The sequence below is a fragment of the Aminobacterium thunnarium genome (assembly GCF_055390565.1).
The window spans coordinates 1224119-1239103 of record NZ_AP042412.1 but is presented as its reverse complement, the minus strand read 5'-3'; the positions used below and the strand labels follow the sequence as shown (position 1 = coordinate 1239103).

General features: G+C 43.0%; 19 protein-coding genes. All 19 read left to right on the top strand.

Annotated features, from left to right (window positions below):
- Window positions 1-26 precede the first annotated feature (26 nt).
- Complete coding sequence (locus ACZ5GY_RS06140; RefSeq protein WP_464111643.1) at window positions 27-563, top strand: hypothetical protein; 537 nt, start codon at window positions 27-29, stop codon at window positions 561-563.
- Window positions 496-2304 (top strand): phage terminase large subunit family protein, encoded by a 1809-nt coding sequence (locus ACZ5GY_RS06135; protein ID WP_464111642.1) that lies wholly within the window; start codon window positions 496-498, stop codon window positions 2302-2304. The genes ACZ5GY_RS06140 and ACZ5GY_RS06135 overlap by 68 nt, the downstream gene beginning before the upstream one ends.
- Window positions 2304-2531 (top strand): DUF6148 family protein, encoded by a 228-nt coding sequence (locus ACZ5GY_RS06130; protein WP_464111641.1) that lies wholly within the window; start codon window positions 2304-2306, stop codon window positions 2529-2531. The genes ACZ5GY_RS06135 and ACZ5GY_RS06130 overlap by 1 nt, the downstream gene beginning before the upstream one ends.
- Complete coding sequence (locus ACZ5GY_RS06125) at window positions 2528-4066, top strand: phage portal protein (protein ID WP_464111640.1); 1539 nt, start codon at window positions 2528-2530, stop codon at window positions 4064-4066. The genes ACZ5GY_RS06130 and ACZ5GY_RS06125 overlap by 4 nt, the downstream gene beginning before the upstream one ends.
- Window positions 4063-5070 carry a head maturation protease, ClpP-related gene (locus tag ACZ5GY_RS06120; protein WP_464111639.1) on the top strand — a complete coding sequence of 336 codons (1008 nt, stop codon included), beginning with the start codon at window positions 4063-4065 and terminating at the stop codon, window positions 5068-5070. The genes ACZ5GY_RS06125 and ACZ5GY_RS06120 overlap by 4 nt, the downstream gene beginning before the upstream one ends.
- On the top strand, window positions 5070-5444 hold the full coding sequence (locus tag ACZ5GY_RS06115; protein ID WP_464111638.1) for a head decoration protein: 375 nt from the start codon (window positions 5070-5072) through the stop codon (window positions 5442-5444). Before ACZ5GY_RS06120 ends, ACZ5GY_RS06115 begins: the two co-directional genes overlap by 1 nt.
- Window positions 5445-5457: 13 nt before the next feature.
- On the top strand, window positions 5458-6486 hold the full coding sequence (locus ACZ5GY_RS06110; protein WP_464111637.1) for a major capsid protein: 1029 nt from the start codon (window positions 5458-5460) through the stop codon (window positions 6484-6486).
- Window positions 6487-6488: 2 nt separating this feature from the next.
- On the top strand, window positions 6489-6827 hold the full coding sequence (locus tag ACZ5GY_RS06105; protein WP_464111636.1) for a DUF7210 family protein: 339 nt from the start codon (window positions 6489-6491) through the stop codon (window positions 6825-6827).
- Window positions 6827-7153, top strand: a complete 327-nt coding sequence (locus ACZ5GY_RS06100) for a hypothetical protein (RefSeq protein WP_213692129.1) — start codon at window positions 6827-6829, stop codon at window positions 7151-7153. Before ACZ5GY_RS06105 ends, ACZ5GY_RS06100 begins: the two co-directional genes overlap by 1 nt.
- Entirely contained in the window at window positions 7150-7707 is a 558-nt protein-coding gene (locus tag ACZ5GY_RS06095) for a phage tail protein (RefSeq protein ID WP_464111635.1), read from the top strand. The genes ACZ5GY_RS06100 and ACZ5GY_RS06095 overlap by 4 nt, the downstream gene beginning before the upstream one ends.
- 2 nt (window positions 7708-7709) lie before the next feature.
- Window positions 7710-8183, top strand: a complete 474-nt coding sequence (locus ACZ5GY_RS06090) for a hypothetical protein (RefSeq protein WP_286978918.1) — start codon at window positions 7710-7712, stop codon at window positions 8181-8183.
- Window positions 8167-8463 carry a hypothetical protein gene (locus ACZ5GY_RS06085; RefSeq protein ID WP_464111634.1) on the top strand — a complete coding sequence of 99 codons (297 nt, stop codon included), beginning with the start codon at window positions 8167-8169 and terminating at the stop codon, window positions 8461-8463. The genes ACZ5GY_RS06090 and ACZ5GY_RS06085 overlap by 17 nt, the downstream gene beginning before the upstream one ends.
- Entirely contained in the window at window positions 8460-9926 is a 1467-nt protein-coding gene (locus ACZ5GY_RS06080) for a phage tail sheath family protein (RefSeq protein ID WP_464111633.1), read from the top strand. Before ACZ5GY_RS06085 ends, ACZ5GY_RS06080 begins: the two co-directional genes overlap by 4 nt.
- A 12-nt stretch (window positions 9927-9938) precedes the next feature.
- A complete protein-coding gene (locus ACZ5GY_RS06075) occupies window positions 9939-10460 on the top strand; it encodes a phage major tail tube protein (RefSeq protein WP_464111632.1) in 522 nt (173 codons plus the stop codon).
- A 12-nt stretch (window positions 10461-10472) separates the two neighbouring features.
- Window positions 10473-10787: a phage tail assembly protein gene (locus tag ACZ5GY_RS06070; RefSeq protein ID WP_464111631.1), complete on the top strand. Its 315-nt coding sequence runs from the start codon at window positions 10473-10475 to the stop codon at window positions 10785-10787.
- Between the two features lie 120 nt (window positions 10788-10907).
- Complete coding sequence (locus tag ACZ5GY_RS06065; RefSeq protein ID WP_464111630.1) at window positions 10908-13316, top strand: phage tail tape measure protein; 2409 nt, start codon at window positions 10908-10910, stop codon at window positions 13314-13316.
- The gene (locus ACZ5GY_RS06060; protein ID WP_464111629.1) at window positions 13313-13513 is read left to right on the top strand and encodes a tail protein X; all 201 of its coding nucleotides are present in this window, start codon (window positions 13313-13315) and stop codon (window positions 13511-13513) included. Before ACZ5GY_RS06065 ends, ACZ5GY_RS06060 begins: the two co-directional genes overlap by 4 nt.
- Window positions 13514-13517: 4 nt before the next feature.
- Window positions 13518-14537 carry a phage late control D family protein gene (locus tag ACZ5GY_RS06055; protein WP_464111628.1) on the top strand — a complete coding sequence of 340 codons (1020 nt, stop codon included), beginning with the start codon at window positions 13518-13520 and terminating at the stop codon, window positions 14535-14537.
- Window positions 14537-14938: a phage baseplate assembly protein V gene (locus ACZ5GY_RS06050; protein ID WP_464111627.1), complete on the top strand. Its 402-nt coding sequence runs from the start codon at window positions 14537-14539 to the stop codon at window positions 14936-14938. Before ACZ5GY_RS06055 ends, ACZ5GY_RS06050 begins: the two co-directional genes overlap by 1 nt.
- Window positions 14939-14985 lie beyond the last annotated feature (47 nt).

The following is a 14985-nucleotide window of genomic DNA, read 5'->3' as shown; positions in this document are numbered from 1 at the left end:
AAAAGTTTACAAGGAGTGAATCCAGTATGGGCAGGGTAAAAAAGGAAAAGGTTCAAGATCAAACTGTTACCTGCGATGCCCTAGCATCTATGCTGGGGCTCTCTACAAGAAGAATTCAGCAACTGGCAAAAGATAACATTGTAAAAAAAAATGAAAGAGGCAGATACCTCTTAACGCAATCTATTCAAGGGTATATTGAATTTATAAAAATAGGAGGTTATGATGTTTCGCCTCATGATCTCAAAAGACAAAAGGTACGGCTTACAAAAGCTAATGCGGATCGCGCCGAAATGGAAGCCGCCGTTATGAAGGGATCTCTTATCCCTAATGAAGTCGTGAAGGCTTTTTGGGCAGAGATGGTAACGGCGTTCAAAACGACCGCTTTGTCTTTACCAGTAAAGCTTGCCCCACAAATTTCGGGAGAATCTAATCTTGATTCAGTGAAAGCAATTTTGACAAGAGGAATTCATGAAACCTTACAGGAGATAGCTGATTATGACGCTAGAAAAATCGTGCGTAACGCTCTGCAAAAGTATTCTGCAGATGGCAGCACCGCCACCTAATTTAAAGGTTTCAGTGTGGGCTGATACATATAGATTTCTCTCGAGTGAATCTTCATCAGAGCCAGGACGATGGCGAACAGATATAGCTCCGTATCAAAAAGAAATAATGGATTGTGCTACCCAACCAGGGATAAAACGCATCACAATTATGAGTGCCTCTCAAACGGGCAAATCTGAAATCCTCAATAACATCATGGGGTATTTCGTGCATCTTGATCCGTGTCCGATTCTTTTTATTCAACCAACAGAGGGATTAGCGAGCGCATATTCAAAAGAACGCCTTGCCCCCATGTTTCGAGATAGTTTTGTCTTAAAAGAGCGTATTAGCAAGGTAAAGACAAGGGATAGCGATAATACTATTCTTTCCAAAAGCTTCCCAGGGGGGCATCTTGCGTTAATAGGTGCAAATAGCCCTTCCGGACTTGCATCAAGGCCAGTGCGATTATTGCTTATGGATGAAATAGATAGGTATCCATTGTCATCAGGAACAGAGGGAGATCCAAGAGCCTTGGCCGAAAAACGAACGTCAACTTTCTGGAATCGCCTTATTGTTGAAAGTTCAACTCCTACAATTAAAGGTATGAGCCCGATAGAAAAAGAATATGAGAATGGTACCCAAGAGACATGGACATGGAAGTGCCCAAATTGTGAAAAATGGGTTGTGCCAAGGTGGAAAGACTTGATTTGGCAAGATAAAACTACACCAGTTTTAAAATGTCCGCATTGCCAAAATGAATTTGAAGAAATGGTCTGGAAAAAACAGCCAGGGAAATGGACTGCAAATGCTAAATATAAGGGGCACCGCAGCTTCCATTTAAATGCGCTAGTAAGCCCCAGTAATTGGGTAAACTGGGATGATTTGATTGATGAATTCTTGCGAGCCAAGCGCTCCGGCATTGAAGAATTAAAAGTATTTGTGAATACTAGGCTTGGTGAAACATGGGAGGACCAAGGTGACTCTGTTGAAGAAGAAATTATGGAACAAAGACGCGAATATTACGATGCAGAAATTCCAGAGGGAGTTTGTGTTTTAACAGCTGGAGTTGATGTTCAAGACGACAGAATAGAAGCAGAACTTGTGGGGTGGGGAGTAGGCAAAGAAAGTTGGGGCATAGGGTTTGTTCGTTTCTTTGGAAACCCAGCTACAGATGCCAATGTATGGGATCAGTTGGACTCTTGGCTTCTACAAAGCTATGAATATAACGATGGTAGAAAAATTGGTGTTTCGTGTACGTGCATAGATTCTGGAGGCCACTGCACTACTCAAGTATATAAATTTACTAGGCCCAGAGAGCAACGTCGTGTTTTTTCAATTAAAGGACGAGGTGGAGCTGGCATTCCCATAATAGGGAAATATAGCCGCAACAATAGAGAAAGAGCTGCGTTGTTTACCCTTGGCGTAGATGCAATAAAAGGACTCATTCTTGCTTCGTTAAAAGTTGAAGAAGAGGGAGCAAGTTACTGTCATTTTCCGCGAGAGATCAAGAGAGGTTATACAAAGGAATTTTTTAGAGGGTTAACCAGCGAAAAACGTGTTACCCGTTATTCCCGTGGTGTACCTAGAGTGCGATGGGAAAAAAGAACTTCTGGCATCCGTAACGAACCTTTAGATTGTCGTGTTTACGCAAGAGCCGCTCTTGAAATTCTGAATCCCGATTTAGAAGCCCTTGCTCATGGGGAAACAGGGAATAGACGCGTTTATAAAGTACGTAAAGTCTTGAGCAAAGGAGTGAGTTTATAATGCCTGCTGTTTCTTTAGAGGAAGCAAAAAAACACTTAGGTATGTGGTTAGAAGCCGAAGCAGCTATAGCATCTAACCAAAGTTATAAAATTGGATCTCGTTCTTTAACACGTGCGGATTTAGAGGTCGTAGCAAAACGAATAGATTATTGGCGCCATGAGGTGAATAGACTAGAAAGAGGTGGAAGCGGTACTCGTACGTTTCGAGTGGTGCCGCGAGACCTATGATCGGGAAAAGTATAGATAAACTTGTCGCTGTAGTAAATCCGCAAAAAGCTCTTAAAAGGACTCTTGCCCGAAAACAACTTGAAATATTAGCGTCAGGATATTCTAGACATGGGGCAAGTAGAACAAAAAAAAGTCTCATAGGCTGGCTTTCTAGAAGCGGAAGTCCTGATGAAGATATTACAGATAACATCGAAGTGTTGAGAAGCCGTTCAAGAGACTTGTTTATGGGAAACCCTCTCGCTGCTGGAGCCACAAAAACTATACGCATGAATGTTGTTGGCCCCGGGCTCACTCTTAATTCTCAGGTTGAATCAGATGTTTTAGGTATGAGTCACGAAGAGACACAAGCATGGGAGCGCAGAACAGAACTTGAGTTTGCATTGTGGGCAGATCCCATAGATTGCGACGCTTCTAGAACTTGTAATTTTTATGGGCTGCAGGCATTGGCGTTTATATCATTTTTGATAAATGGTGATGCGTTTGTATTGCTACCTATGATTGAGCGCGAAGGCAGGCCATATAGCCTTGCTATTAGGCTTTTGGAAGGAGATCGCGTGTGTGATCCCATACCACTTCCGCCAGGGAAGGATATACGTGGAGGCGTTGAGGTAGACGATGATGGGGCTCCGGTAGCCTATTGGGTATGTCAAGTTCATCCGGCGGATTCATCAATAAAAAACTATAAAAAGAGAAAAAAACGAGAATGGACACGTGTCCAGGCGTTTGGTAAGAAAACAGGTCGATGTAATGTTCTCAGGCTCATAGATCCAGAAAGACCCGAACAGCGAAGGGGCGTTCCGCTTTTGGCACCAGTGATCGAATCGTTAAAACAGCTAGGTCGTTATACAGATGCAGAATTAATGGCTGCTGTGGTAAGTAGCTTTTTTACAGTGTTTATTACGAGTGGAAGCCAAGAAGGGCAACCATTAGGTGAAAGTCTCCCTATGGAAGAACGAGTCGATACCCAAGACGAGCAATCTATAGAGCTCGGTTCAGGAACGCTTGTCGAATTGGCTATGGGGGAAGACATAAAAGTAGCAGATGCTAAAAGGCCGAACGTAGCTTTTGATGGTTTTGTCACGTCTATTTGCCGGCAGATAGGCGTAGCTTTAGGGTTGCCATACGAAGTGCTGATCAAACACTTTACATCGAGTTATTCAGCAAGCAGGGCTGCGCTTAATGAGGCATGGATGTTTTATAAAACATGGCGAAAATGGCTTGTGCGGTCATTTTGCCAACCTATATATGAGTCATGGCTTGAAGAAGCCGTAAGCCTGGGGAGAATTAGCGCCCCAGGCTTTTTTGATGACCCATTAATTCGTAAAGCATATTGTGGAACCGTATGGAATGGGCCAGCTCAAGGGCAACTGAATCCTGTACAAGAAGTTACAGCAGCTGCAAAACGAGTTGAAGAGGGTTTTAGCACCCGAGCACAAGAAACAGCAGAACTTACGGGTGGAGATTGGGAGCAAAATCACAGACAACGCATTAGAGAAGAACAAATGCGCGAAGAGTTAGGAGGGGTGACAGAATGAGCAAGTTTTGGACGATAAAAGCTCGGTCTAGTGGTGAAGCGGAGGTGTTGATATATGGAGAGATAGGAACGGAAGAAGGCTGGGACGATGTGACGGCGAAGGGTTTTGCCAAAGAACTGAGAGATCTTGGAAACATTAAGAATCTTTCAATACGTATCAATTCACCTGGTGGAGATGTTTTTGCTGCACAAGCTATTTTTTCAATACTAAAGAGCCACTCTTCCATAAAAACTGTTTATGTAGATGGCTTGGCTGCTTCTTCTGCTTCAATCATTGCTATGGTTGGTAACCGTGTCGTAATGCCATCTAATTCCATGATGATGATCCACAATCCATGGACATGGAGCGTAGGGGAGTCAAAAGATTTCAGGAAGCTAGCTGACGATCTAGACAAGGTCAGGGAGTCAATGTTAGCTGTTTATGTGGAAAAAACAGGTCTCGAGGCTGAAGAGATCATAAAGCTATTAGATGCTGAAACTTGGATGACAGCTACAGACGCATTAGAAAAAGGATTCGCAGATGAAATAGAAGGCGTTATTGAAGTGGCAGCATGCGCTTCAGCTATTACAGCTAGCTCTAAAAAACACTTTAAGAAGATTCCAAATGAACTGTTAGCACAAAAAAACAATAAAAAGGAGGATAAATCGCCTATGGAAATTACAAAAAGCATGATCGTTTCGGATTACCCTGAAATATACGAACAGATAAAAGACGAAGGCATCAAGAAAGAGCGAGAGCGCATAAGAGAAATTGAAAATCTTGGTGTTGCTGATTGTAGCGATGTTATCGAAAAAGCAAAATTTGATACAGGAGAACCTGCTGCAGAAGTAGCGATGAAAATTTTAAAGGCCCAATCTGAAAAGAAAAAAGAACGTCTAGAAAATTTAAAGGATGATGCAAGTGTCTTAAAGGGCATTAAAGTAGATGCTTTAGAAGGTGAAGGTGTGGATAAAGCAGCAATGGAAGCTTCTCTAAAAAGTGGTTTTGAAGGGAGGAAGAAATAATGGGCTATGTAGAGACACTAGGGAGCACTAGTCCTGATCGATTAATAGCCGGTCAATTCCCGCAAGTATTAGAAGCGGCACAAATTGCGCCAAGTCAAGTATTAAAGAGAGGCACAGTTTTAGGACGAATAACAGAGAATGGTTATTGTGTCGCTGTAAATTCAGCCGCTGTTGATGGTTCAAAAGATATTTTTGCTGTTTTGGCTGAAGACATTACGACTGATGCCAGTGCCTTGTATGCAGAAGTATATCTAACAGGAGAATTCAACATAAATGCATTGTTTTTTGGAGGATCTGATACGGCAGCTACTCATAAAGATAATGCTAGGAAATTATGCATATTTTTCAGAGATAGCGTAAAAGCTACTCAATAAGGAGGGATAAATAATGCCATTTGATCTTTTTTCTACGCATACAATGTTGATGCCTTTGATTGAAAATTTTGATCCGAAGACATTCATAAGATCTACCTTTTTTAGTTCATACAAGACGTTCGATACGGAACACGTAGTAATTGATCTTTATAGAGGAGCTCGTCGTATGGCCCCTTTTGTTAGACCTCGAAAAGGAGGCAAAACCATAGAGCGAGAGGGAAGAGAGATAAGACAATATACTCCTCCGCTTGTGGCACCACAGGCTCCTACAACTGCAGAAGATATTCAGAAAAGGGGGATAAGTGAGACTCCTTTTGCAACAAAAACTTCCGATGAGAGAGCAGCTGAACAACTCGGAAGAGACCTTGCAGAGCTTGATGAAATGGTCACGCGTCGCGAAGAGTGGATGTGTGCCCAGGCACTTTTTGAGGGGCAGATCCATATGCTTGATCAAGAAGAGGGCATTGACGAAGTGATAGAGTATCCAATTACTCATATAGCGTTATCCGGGACATCTCTTTGGAGTGACGCTGGGAGCAATCCTCTTGCTGACTTAAAAAATTGGTGTCGCCAAGTTGGTAAAGATTCTGGTGTTGTTCCGAATATGGCCATATTGGCATCTGATGCCATAGACGCATTTTTAAAAAATGAAAGTGTTTTGAAAGCTCTTGATACACGAAGAGTAGACCTAGGCCAGATCAATCCACAGGCATTGCCAAATGGAGCTAGTTATATAGGCCATATTTTATTGCCAGAGGTTTCTCTTGATCTTTATGGTTACAACGAATGGGTATATGACGAGGAGACCTCTAAAGATGTCCCGATAGTTCCTAGTGGGCGTATCATTTTAGGAAACCCATCAGCTAGAACAGAAATGCTTTATGGTACGGTTTATAACCTTAAGCAAGGTTCTATTGCCGAACCGCGAGTTCCTTTTAGTTGGGTAGAAAATGATGGAAGTGCTCGGTGGGTTCGTGTCTCAGCTCGTCCCCTACCTGTGCCTATTCAGGCGGCAGCTTTCTTGCGCGCAACGGTTCTGTAGTTATGTTTTTAAAAGCCATAATACCAATCAAGCATGATGGGAAAATGTATTTGCCTGGAGAACAATTAGAGGTTACTCCCTCAGAAGTAATGCGTCTTGTTGCTTTACGAGCCGCTGTTATTCCTACTAATATTCTTGAAGATGAGAATAACCAAGAAGAACAAATTGAAGAAGATAGAGCTCCAAAGCCTGAAGAAACATTAGATAATTTAGATCCAGACGATGAAATGGAAAAGAGAATAGCAATGGAAGAAGAATACAGAGCGTTAGGAGGTCGTCCGCAGCCAGAATGGCCAATAGAGAAATTACAAGCCAAACTGGAGGAAAGAAGGGCTGAATAATGTCTTTTAAGGAATGTCTGGAAAAAGATATTACTGTGTTTTTAAATATTAAAGAATTTGGAGAAGAGCATATTCTTGATGATCACAAGATTGCCATGATTATTGACGAAGATATTATTAATGAGCGTCAGAACAGAAAAAGAGCTACAGAATATGTAGAGGGTTTATTTGCTAAAGAAATAAGCCTCTTTGTGCGCTCAATCGATTTACCAGAGATTCCTGTGCATGGTCAGATGGTGATTCTTGATGGGAAAAAGTTTTTTGTTAATGGCGTCTTCAATTCAAATGGGGTAACAGAAATTGAACTGGTGGCGAATGAATCATGATCGATTTAAACACAGAAAATATAGAACATACTCAGAAAGCATTAGCGGGAATTAAGGGAGGGGCCGAAAAGGCCCTTTCCCGTTCCTTGAATAAGGCAGTAAAAGGAATCAGAACAGATGCTGTTCGATCGGCGCGAGAAGAATATGTTGCTAAGGCAAAAGACATACGGAGTACGATTCGTATTTCACGCTCGAAGCCCAATGCATTAAGAGCAAGTGCAGTATCAAGAGGAAAGAGGATATCTCTTTATAACTTTAAGGTTAGTAAACAAAACGTAAAACAGAAACGGCCGGTTAGGGTGCAGGTAAAGAATACTGGGGGAGCCATGAAACCATTAGCTCATGCCTTTGTGAGAACAATGAACGGTAGTCAAACAGGAGTTTTTGAACGTGTTGGCAAAAGAAGACTTCCAATAAAAAAACTGACAGGCCCGGCTGCTCCGACAATGATCGGCTCAGAAACAGTTCGCATAGCTATAGAAGAAAATGCCTTGCGACGTTTTGAGAAAGAGCTTGACCATCAAATCATCTACTTAATGGAAGGAGGCCGCTAAATGTGAATGACCTTGTCGATTCAATTTGTGCGTTTCTGGGTACTGTCGTTGCAAATTATTCGCTTGAAACAAACCAAAAAGCTACAAAGTCTCCGCAGGTTGTCGCTGGGTGGCTTCCTCCCAAAAGATCGAGCGACATCCCCGACTTCCCTTATGTCATTGTACGAGCTTCAGAAGGCAAAGACTCTGAAGAAATGGCCACTGTTACGGTAAAAATACTGGTTGGCACATATGCGGAAGATCCGAACGGATTCCGGGATGTTCTGAACATCATGGAACGAATTCGCATTGCATTTGGAGAGCAGCGTGTTTTAGAGAAAAAATATAGGATGGAATACCCTTTTTCGTGGCGGTTGTTTGATGACCAGCCATATCCTGAATGGGCTGGTGAAATTACAACAACGTGGGTTGTGCCACTTCCACAGGAAATACTTTCTACAGAAGAGGAGGCTAGAATTTATGGCCAAGGATACTAAAAAGCCAAAGACAATACCCAAAGTAGAAGAAATAGATAGAGTAACATATTGCGGCCCCAGCATTCCCACGCTGGGGCTTTTGCATGGCTCTACGTTTGTTGGGGGCTTGCCGGAACAAATAAAAACTCTGGCAGATGATAACCCATTCATTAAGCCTCTCTTTGTGGAGCCACAAGACGTTGGAATAGCTTTAGTTGCTATTTCTACGCATGGAACCGTTCTTCACTCCCTTGCAGGGCGTGCCAGGAATATATCTATAAAACGAGGTGAGAAGGCATGAGCTATTTCCATGGAGTAAGAGCCTCTGAAATTCCTACAGCGATTATCCCGCCCGTGAGACTCGATAGCCCCGCTGTAGTCATAGGAACTGCACCTGTGCATATGAGTCTTGATGGAGTTGGGAAGACGAATGTCCCAATTCTTTGTTACTCATATAAAGAAGCTGTTGAGGCTTTCGGCTATTCTGCCGATTGGGGGAATTATTCTTTGTGCGAAGCCATGTACACGTTCTTCGCTCTTTTCGGTGTAGCACCAGTCGTTTTTGTAAACGTTCTTGACCCTACGACGCATAAAACACCTGTAGCCAGCGAGTCTGTTGGCATTGGAGCAGATGATAAAGCAGTATTGAAAGAGTTCGGTGCTTTGCCAGGATCTGTTGTGGTAAAGAGTCAGGCTGGAGATACGACATATGAGCTTAACAAAGACTACATCCTTTCTTTTGATGACGATGAGAAGCTGGTAATTACTCGCGTTGCTACTGGAACGATAGAGGCTGAGGCAACACTGACAGTTTCTTACGATAAACTTGATCCCACAGCTGTTAAAAATACAGATATTGTAGGCGGTTACGACGTAGCAACGGGCAAGTATACAGGTCTCGAACTCGTGGAACAGGTATTCCCGAAGTTTAGGCTTGTCCCAGGCATGCTATTGGCTCCTGGTTGGAGCGATGATACTTCCGTAGCATCGGTTATGGCGGCTAAGACAAAGAATATCAATAGCGTTTTTAAGTCGATTGCTCTTGTTGATATCCCCGTAGATGCAAATACAAAATACTCTGATGTTCCTGGTTGGAAAACAATAAATAACTTTGTTCACGAAAATATGATCACATGTTGGCCGAAGATCAAGCTGGGTAACGCTGTCTATCATCTGAGTACTCAGGTGGCTGCTTTGATGATGCAGATCGATGCTGAAAACGAGGGAATTCCATACGTGAGCCCTTCCAATCATCTTCTGCAGATGGATGGATCAACGATTGGTGATACTAGCGAGAGCAATGAGATAAGCCTAACCCTTGACCAGGCAAACTATTTAAACAGTCAGGGTATCGTTACTGCCTTGAATTTTATAGGTGGGTGGAAATGTTGGGGAAACCGCACTGCGACATATCCAGGCGTTACCGATGCAAAAGATTCTTTCATTCCTGTAAAACGCATGTTCTACTGGAAGGCCAATCAGCTGATCATGACATATTGGCAGAAAGTTGATGCCCCTACAAATCGACGATTGATCGAGACTATCGTCGATAGTGAGAATATCAATTTGAACGGACTCGCGGCACGAGGAATTCTGGTAGGCAACCAGAACAGAGTGGAGTTCAGATCAGATGAAAATCCGTTGACCGATTTGATCGATGGAATCGTTCGTTTCCACTTGTTTATGACTCCGCCTATTCCTGCACGAGATATTGAGTGGCTTATCGAGTATGACGTAAGCAACCTCAGTTCTCTTTTTGATTAGGAGGGATGTCGAATGAATATAGTTCCAGAAAAGCTGATTAACTTTAGAGTTTTCAATGAGAGCAACGATTTGATTGGCGTAGCTGATGTCGATTTGCCTTCTCTTGAGCCAATGACTGAGACAGTTAAAGGGGCAGGAATTCTTGGAGAGATAGATTCCCCCACACTTGGCCATTATGGAAGCATGACTCTTACAATTAACTGGAGAACTGTTACCAGTAATTCCGCTGCATTATCTGTTCCTCAGGCTCATCAGCTCGATATGCGAGGAGCCATACAAATTCATGATGCTGCTACAGGAAAATATACTTCTGAAGCGTTAAAGGTTGTTTGTGGCGCTGTTCCTAAAAAGACAGGGCTAGGCAAACTGGATGTAGGCGCTTCAGGAGATGTGGCCAATGAGTTCGAAGTTTTACATATCAGGGTGTGGCTTGAGGGAAAAGAGCTTATCCATATAGATAAGCTCAATGGCGTGTGCAAAATCAACGGTGAGGATGTGCTCGGTAAGGTAAAAGCAGACCTTGGGCTTGTGTAGGGAGTGTGAAACATGGAGACAATAAAACTGACGAAACCTATATCTTATGCGGGGAAAGAATATAAAGAATTAGAACTTGACCTTGAAGGGTTGAGTGGTGCTGACATGATTGCGGCAGAGCAGGAATGTCTGGCTCTTCAGCAGGTAGTTTCACCAGTTGTTGAGTTTTCTAAATCATATCTCAGCAATCTCGCGGCCAGAGCCGCACATGTTGACTCAGATTTGATTAGGCAGCTTCCAGTAAGGGATTTTTCCTACGTCACTCTCGTGGTGCAAAATTTTTTGCTGGATACGGGAGGCCCTCGGGAAGAACTATTAGACGCTTAATATTGCGAGTAGCTCAATATACCCGAACGGGTGTTGATTTCTGGCTACGAATGCCTCTCGCAGAGTTGATGCAATGGATAGAAGATATAGCTGATGTAATAAAGAAAGGTGGTGGCAGGCATGGGGAGGGTTTATGAGTTTGCGATACAGTTGGGATCAAAGTTATCTAGCGGTTTTGGCAAGCCTTTCATGTCTGCCGCCGCAAATATTGATAGGCTTGATAAAAATCTAAAGAACTTAAAAGATAGACAAGGCAAGATAGATGCTTTTAGAAATCTAAGGAGAGATATTCACGATACTCGTTTGTCGTTTGTTCAGGCCCAATCTGATGTAACTCGTTTATCTCAAGAGATGCAAAGAGCTGAGAAGCCTACAAGAGCACTTCAAAACAGGTTCAATGCTGCACAGAGAAAAGCGGAAACCTTGCGAGGAAAGCTCAAGGGGCAACGGCAAGAGCTGACACAACTTCGTGGAACTCTCAGTGCTGCCGGCCTTTCAACCAAAGGCTTTCGTAGCGAACAAGAAAAACTTGCAAAACAGATAGAGAAAACTACCAAAGTTCAAAAGAACCTTCAAGCAATACAAGGCATGAAACAGGCCAATCTTCAGCATCGAGCGCAACTAAGAGGGCAGATGGTAGATACAATGGCTCTTGCCTCCTCTATCGCAGCTCCAATTTATGCTGCTGCTAAGGCTCAAGAAGCAGAAGTGCGACTTTCTACAGTTATCAATGCAAAAGACAAAGAATCAGCGATGAAAGAAGCAGCTTCTGTAGCTAGACGATTGGCAAAATCAGGCTTAACAGGGCTTCAGGAAGGCTACGATATTCAGTATGCACTGAATAGTGCCGGACTGGAAGCAGAAGCGGCAAGAGTAGCAAGTCTTGTTGTAGCCAAAGTAGCCAAAGTGACGTCTGGAGCACCAGAACAGGTTGGCGAGGTTATTGCAACAACATATAACAACCTTGGACAACAGCTGTCTGGGACCACCGAAGAAAAAATGAGCCGAATAGGCGATCTTCTTACAAAAGTTCAGTTCAAGTATCAAATTCGTGATTTCGGGCAGCTTGGAGATTCACTTACAGAAGCTGCATCGGGTATGGCGAATTACAACGTTAACGTAGAGCAAGGCGTTATGCTGTTGGGACAATTGAATAGCGCGGGTCTTCAAGGCGGTAGAGCTGGTACATCTTTTAACGCTGTTCTTCGGCAACTTGGCAAGGCTCAAAAAGAGTGGGGTATAGATATCAAGCGAACTGAAAGTGGCGAACTTGATATGATCGCTACTCTTGAAGAAATAGATCGAGCTCTTGATGGACTTGATACAGATGAAAGGGCACAAGCTATTCAGGATGTTATGGGTGATGAAGGCGCCAAGGGGCTAGTTCCCTTGCTAAACAAGTTGGCAGAATTGCCAGAGAACCTCAAAGACGTTTCGGAAGGGTCTAAAGGAATAGTCGATCAGGAAGTTTTAAAATTTTTAGATAGTGCTATTGGGCACTTTAACAAATTTAAGGGGACTATGACAGTTTTAGCTGTTTCCTTAGGCAATGTGTTGTTGCCTAGCCTGAACAATGTTTTATCCCCTATAACAAAAGGGGCAATGTTGATTACCAACCTGGCGGAAAAATTTCCATTTGTTACTAAAGTTATCCTAACAACAACAGCTGCGCTTATAGGGCTAAAGGTGGCGGCAATAGCGGGAGGATACGCATGGACATTTATAAAAGGTGGCGCTCTCAACGCTGCCGGTATTTTTAATAATGTTCGTGCGGCTGTTTTGCTTTTAACTGGCGGACAAAAGGCGCTTATGGCTTCTCAGCTGAAAGGAACTGCAGTTGCTAAGGGCCTTGCGCTGGCTCAGAAGGCAGTGGCGGCAGCACAGCGTTTTTTTAACGCGGCATTATCGGCAAACCCTATTGCTATTGCTGTTATAGCAGTGTCAGGGCTTATAGCTGCAGGAATAGTCCTCTATAAAAATTGGGATAAAGTTTCTAAATGGTTTTCTGGTTTTTGGACCTTCTTAAAATCAGGCTTTAAGTTATTGGCAGAACCGATGCTTGCCCCATTCAAGTTGGTTTTTGGATGGATTTCAGGGAAGCTGGAATGGTTCAAAGAAAAATGGAATGGTTTAAAGAAAGTTTTAAGGTTAGGAAGCAATGCTGAAGGGCAGAAGCAAGAGGCAAACTTAGCCTGGGATGTTTATTCTTCCGTGCCTGGACATGCTGCAGGAGCCATAACAAGACTTCCACATTTGGCAATGGTTGGAGAAGAGGGCGGTGAGTCTATTATTCCTCATGCTCCCCACAGAAGAAAAAGAGCCATAGATTTGTGGGAAAAGACAGGAGATATTCTTGGCGTAAACAGTTCTGGTGAATCTGTTTACGTGAATTTCGCACCGAATATAACTATTTCCGGAGACGGAAATGTTGGTGCTGATATTGAGAAGGCAATGAAAAAAGCTTGTGATGATCTTATGCGACGACTTGAAAGTATGCGTCGTGATGAACGGAGGTTGAACTTCTCATGACGACATATACAACTATTCAGGGTGACACATGGGATTGGATTTCAAAAAAAGTATATGGGAACGAGCGTTTCATGCATCATTTGATTGAGGCGAACCCCAAACATCATGACAGAGTCTTTTTCCCAGCAAATATAACAATTCGTGTACCAGATGTGGATGTAACGCAAGTGGCCATTTTGCCACCATGGAAGAGGTGATATCGTGGAAGCAAGAAGAGCCTATATATCACTTGTTTATGAAGGAGTGAATATCTCTCGGGATATCCACTCCTTTTTGTTGGATTTTTCCTTCACTGATAATGCTCACGGTAAGTCGGATGATTTGCAGATAACTCTTGAAGATAGAGAAGGTCTATGGCGTGGAGCGTGGTTTCCTTCAAAAGGTGCAAAAATCAAGGCTGCAATAATGACGAAAAACTTCAACAGGAACGAACAGATTGTGACGTTGCCTTGCGGAACATTCTCTATCGACGAAGTTGATGTAAGCGGACCTCCAGGCACATGTCAGATCAAAGGAGTTTCCGCACTTATTTCCTCATCTATAAGGCGTGAAAAGAAAACGCATGCTTGGGAAAATATTAGCTTATCTGCTATTGCAAGGGATATTGCTATGCGCGGGGGTATGAAGTTATTTTGGGAAGTTGGAGCAGATCCTTTTTACGGTAGACGTGATCAGAACGATGAGTCAGATATGGAGTTCTTGAGACGAATATGTGAAGACGCCGGGGTATCTTTGAAAATAGCCGATGAGAAGATCGTTATCTTCGATGAAGGTGATTATGAGTCGAGAGCAGCAGTTTGCTCTATAACGCCCAATTCGGAAGTTCTTTCGTGGTCTTTTACTTCTCAGGCCGGTTCTATATACAAGGCATGCAGAGTCAAATGGCATGATCCCGTAACTAAAACAGGAATTGATTATACTTACGAACCTCCGAAGGCCCCTAAAGTTGGACATACTCTCGTGGTTAACGAGAGAGTTGAAAATATAGCAGAGGCCGAATCTCTCGCAAAGAAAAAATTGCGAGTGCAGAACAAAAAAGAAGTGACAGGAGAGATATCGGTTCTAGGGAACGTTAATCTTTCTGCAGGGCTTAACGTGCAAGTATCAGGCTTCGGTGCGTTTGACGCAAAGTATGCAATAGATACGGCTTCTCACACGTATTCACAAGGGAGTGGGTATGTAACCAGACTTTCTTTGCATCGTGTTTTGGAGGGATATTAATGATCTGTGTGGGAAAGGTTTGTTCCATTGACCCAGAACACTGTACGGTAAGGGTAATCTTCGAAGATAGAAATCTCGTTAGTTATGACCTGCCTGTTTTAGTTCGACAGACGAAGATAAATAAAGATTTTTACATGCCTGATATTGGAGAGCATGTAGTATGTGTCTTTCTTGACAACGGTTCCGAGCAAGGTTTTGTGTTGGGGGCTTTTTACAGCAAGGAAGATAGAGTTTCTTCCGTGGTTAATAGCGAAAAGCGCAGAATTGATTTCGGAGATGGGTCCTGGCTTGAATTTGACAGAAGCACTGGAGCTTACATAGTTCATATAACAGGTGATTTTGTAATTGAAAGCGAGAAGCATGGGGTTATTAAAGCGTCACGGTTGGATCTGAATCCATAGGAGGTCTAGGAATGCCGGCTGTAACAAGATTAGGCGATATGTGTACG

What these genes read in the sequence shown, in the direction of transcription:
- ACZ5GY_RS06140 (WP_464111643.1), top strand. Translation starts at nt 27, where the DNA reads ATGGGCAGGGTAAAAAAGGAAAAGGTTCAAGATCAAACTGTTACCTGC.
- ACZ5GY_RS06135 (WP_464111642.1), top strand. Translation starts at nt 496, where the DNA reads ATGACGCTAGAAAAATCGTGCGTAACGCTCTGCAAAAGTATTCTGCAG.
- ACZ5GY_RS06130 (WP_464111641.1), top strand. Translation starts at nt 2,304, where the DNA reads ATGCCTGCTGTTTCTTTAGAGGAAGCAAAAAAACACTTAGGTATGTGG.
- ACZ5GY_RS06125 (WP_464111640.1), top strand. Translation starts at nt 2,528, where the DNA reads ATGATCGGGAAAAGTATAGATAAACTTGTCGCTGTAGTAAATCCGCAA.
- ACZ5GY_RS06120 (WP_464111639.1), top strand. Translation starts at nt 4,063, where the DNA reads ATGAGCAAGTTTTGGACGATAAAAGCTCGGTCTAGTGGTGAAGCGGAG.
- ACZ5GY_RS06115 (WP_464111638.1), top strand. Translation starts at nt 5,070, where the DNA reads ATGGGCTATGTAGAGACACTAGGGAGCACTAGTCCTGATCGATTAATA.
- ACZ5GY_RS06110 (WP_464111637.1), top strand. Translation starts at nt 5,458, where the DNA reads ATGCCATTTGATCTTTTTTCTACGCATACAATGTTGATGCCTTTGATT.
- ACZ5GY_RS06105 (WP_464111636.1), top strand. Translation starts at nt 6,489, where the DNA reads ATGTTTTTAAAAGCCATAATACCAATCAAGCATGATGGGAAAATGTAT.
- ACZ5GY_RS06100 (WP_213692129.1), top strand. Translation starts at nt 6,827, where the DNA reads ATGTCTTTTAAGGAATGTCTGGAAAAAGATATTACTGTGTTTTTAAAT.
- ACZ5GY_RS06095 (WP_464111635.1), top strand. Translation starts at nt 7,150, where the DNA reads ATGATCGATTTAAACACAGAAAATATAGAACATACTCAGAAAGCATTA.
- ACZ5GY_RS06085 (WP_464111634.1), top strand. Translation starts at nt 8,167, where the DNA reads ATGGCCAAGGATACTAAAAAGCCAAAGACAATACCCAAAGTAGAAGAA.
- ACZ5GY_RS06080 (WP_464111633.1), top strand. Translation starts at nt 8,460, where the DNA reads ATGAGCTATTTCCATGGAGTAAGAGCCTCTGAAATTCCTACAGCGATT.
- ACZ5GY_RS06075 (WP_464111632.1), top strand. Translation starts at nt 9,939, where the DNA reads ATGAATATAGTTCCAGAAAAGCTGATTAACTTTAGAGTTTTCAATGAG.
- ACZ5GY_RS06070 (WP_464111631.1), top strand. Translation starts at nt 10,473, where the DNA reads ATGGAGACAATAAAACTGACGAAACCTATATCTTATGCGGGGAAAGAA.
- ACZ5GY_RS06065 (WP_464111630.1), top strand. Translation starts at nt 10,908, where the DNA reads ATGGGGAGGGTTTATGAGTTTGCGATACAGTTGGGATCAAAGTTATCT.
- ACZ5GY_RS06060 (WP_464111629.1), top strand. Translation starts at nt 13,313, where the DNA reads ATGACGACATATACAACTATTCAGGGTGACACATGGGATTGGATTTCA.
- ACZ5GY_RS06050 (WP_464111627.1), top strand. Translation starts at nt 14,537, where the DNA reads ATGATCTGTGTGGGAAAGGTTTGTTCCATTGACCCAGAACACTGTACG.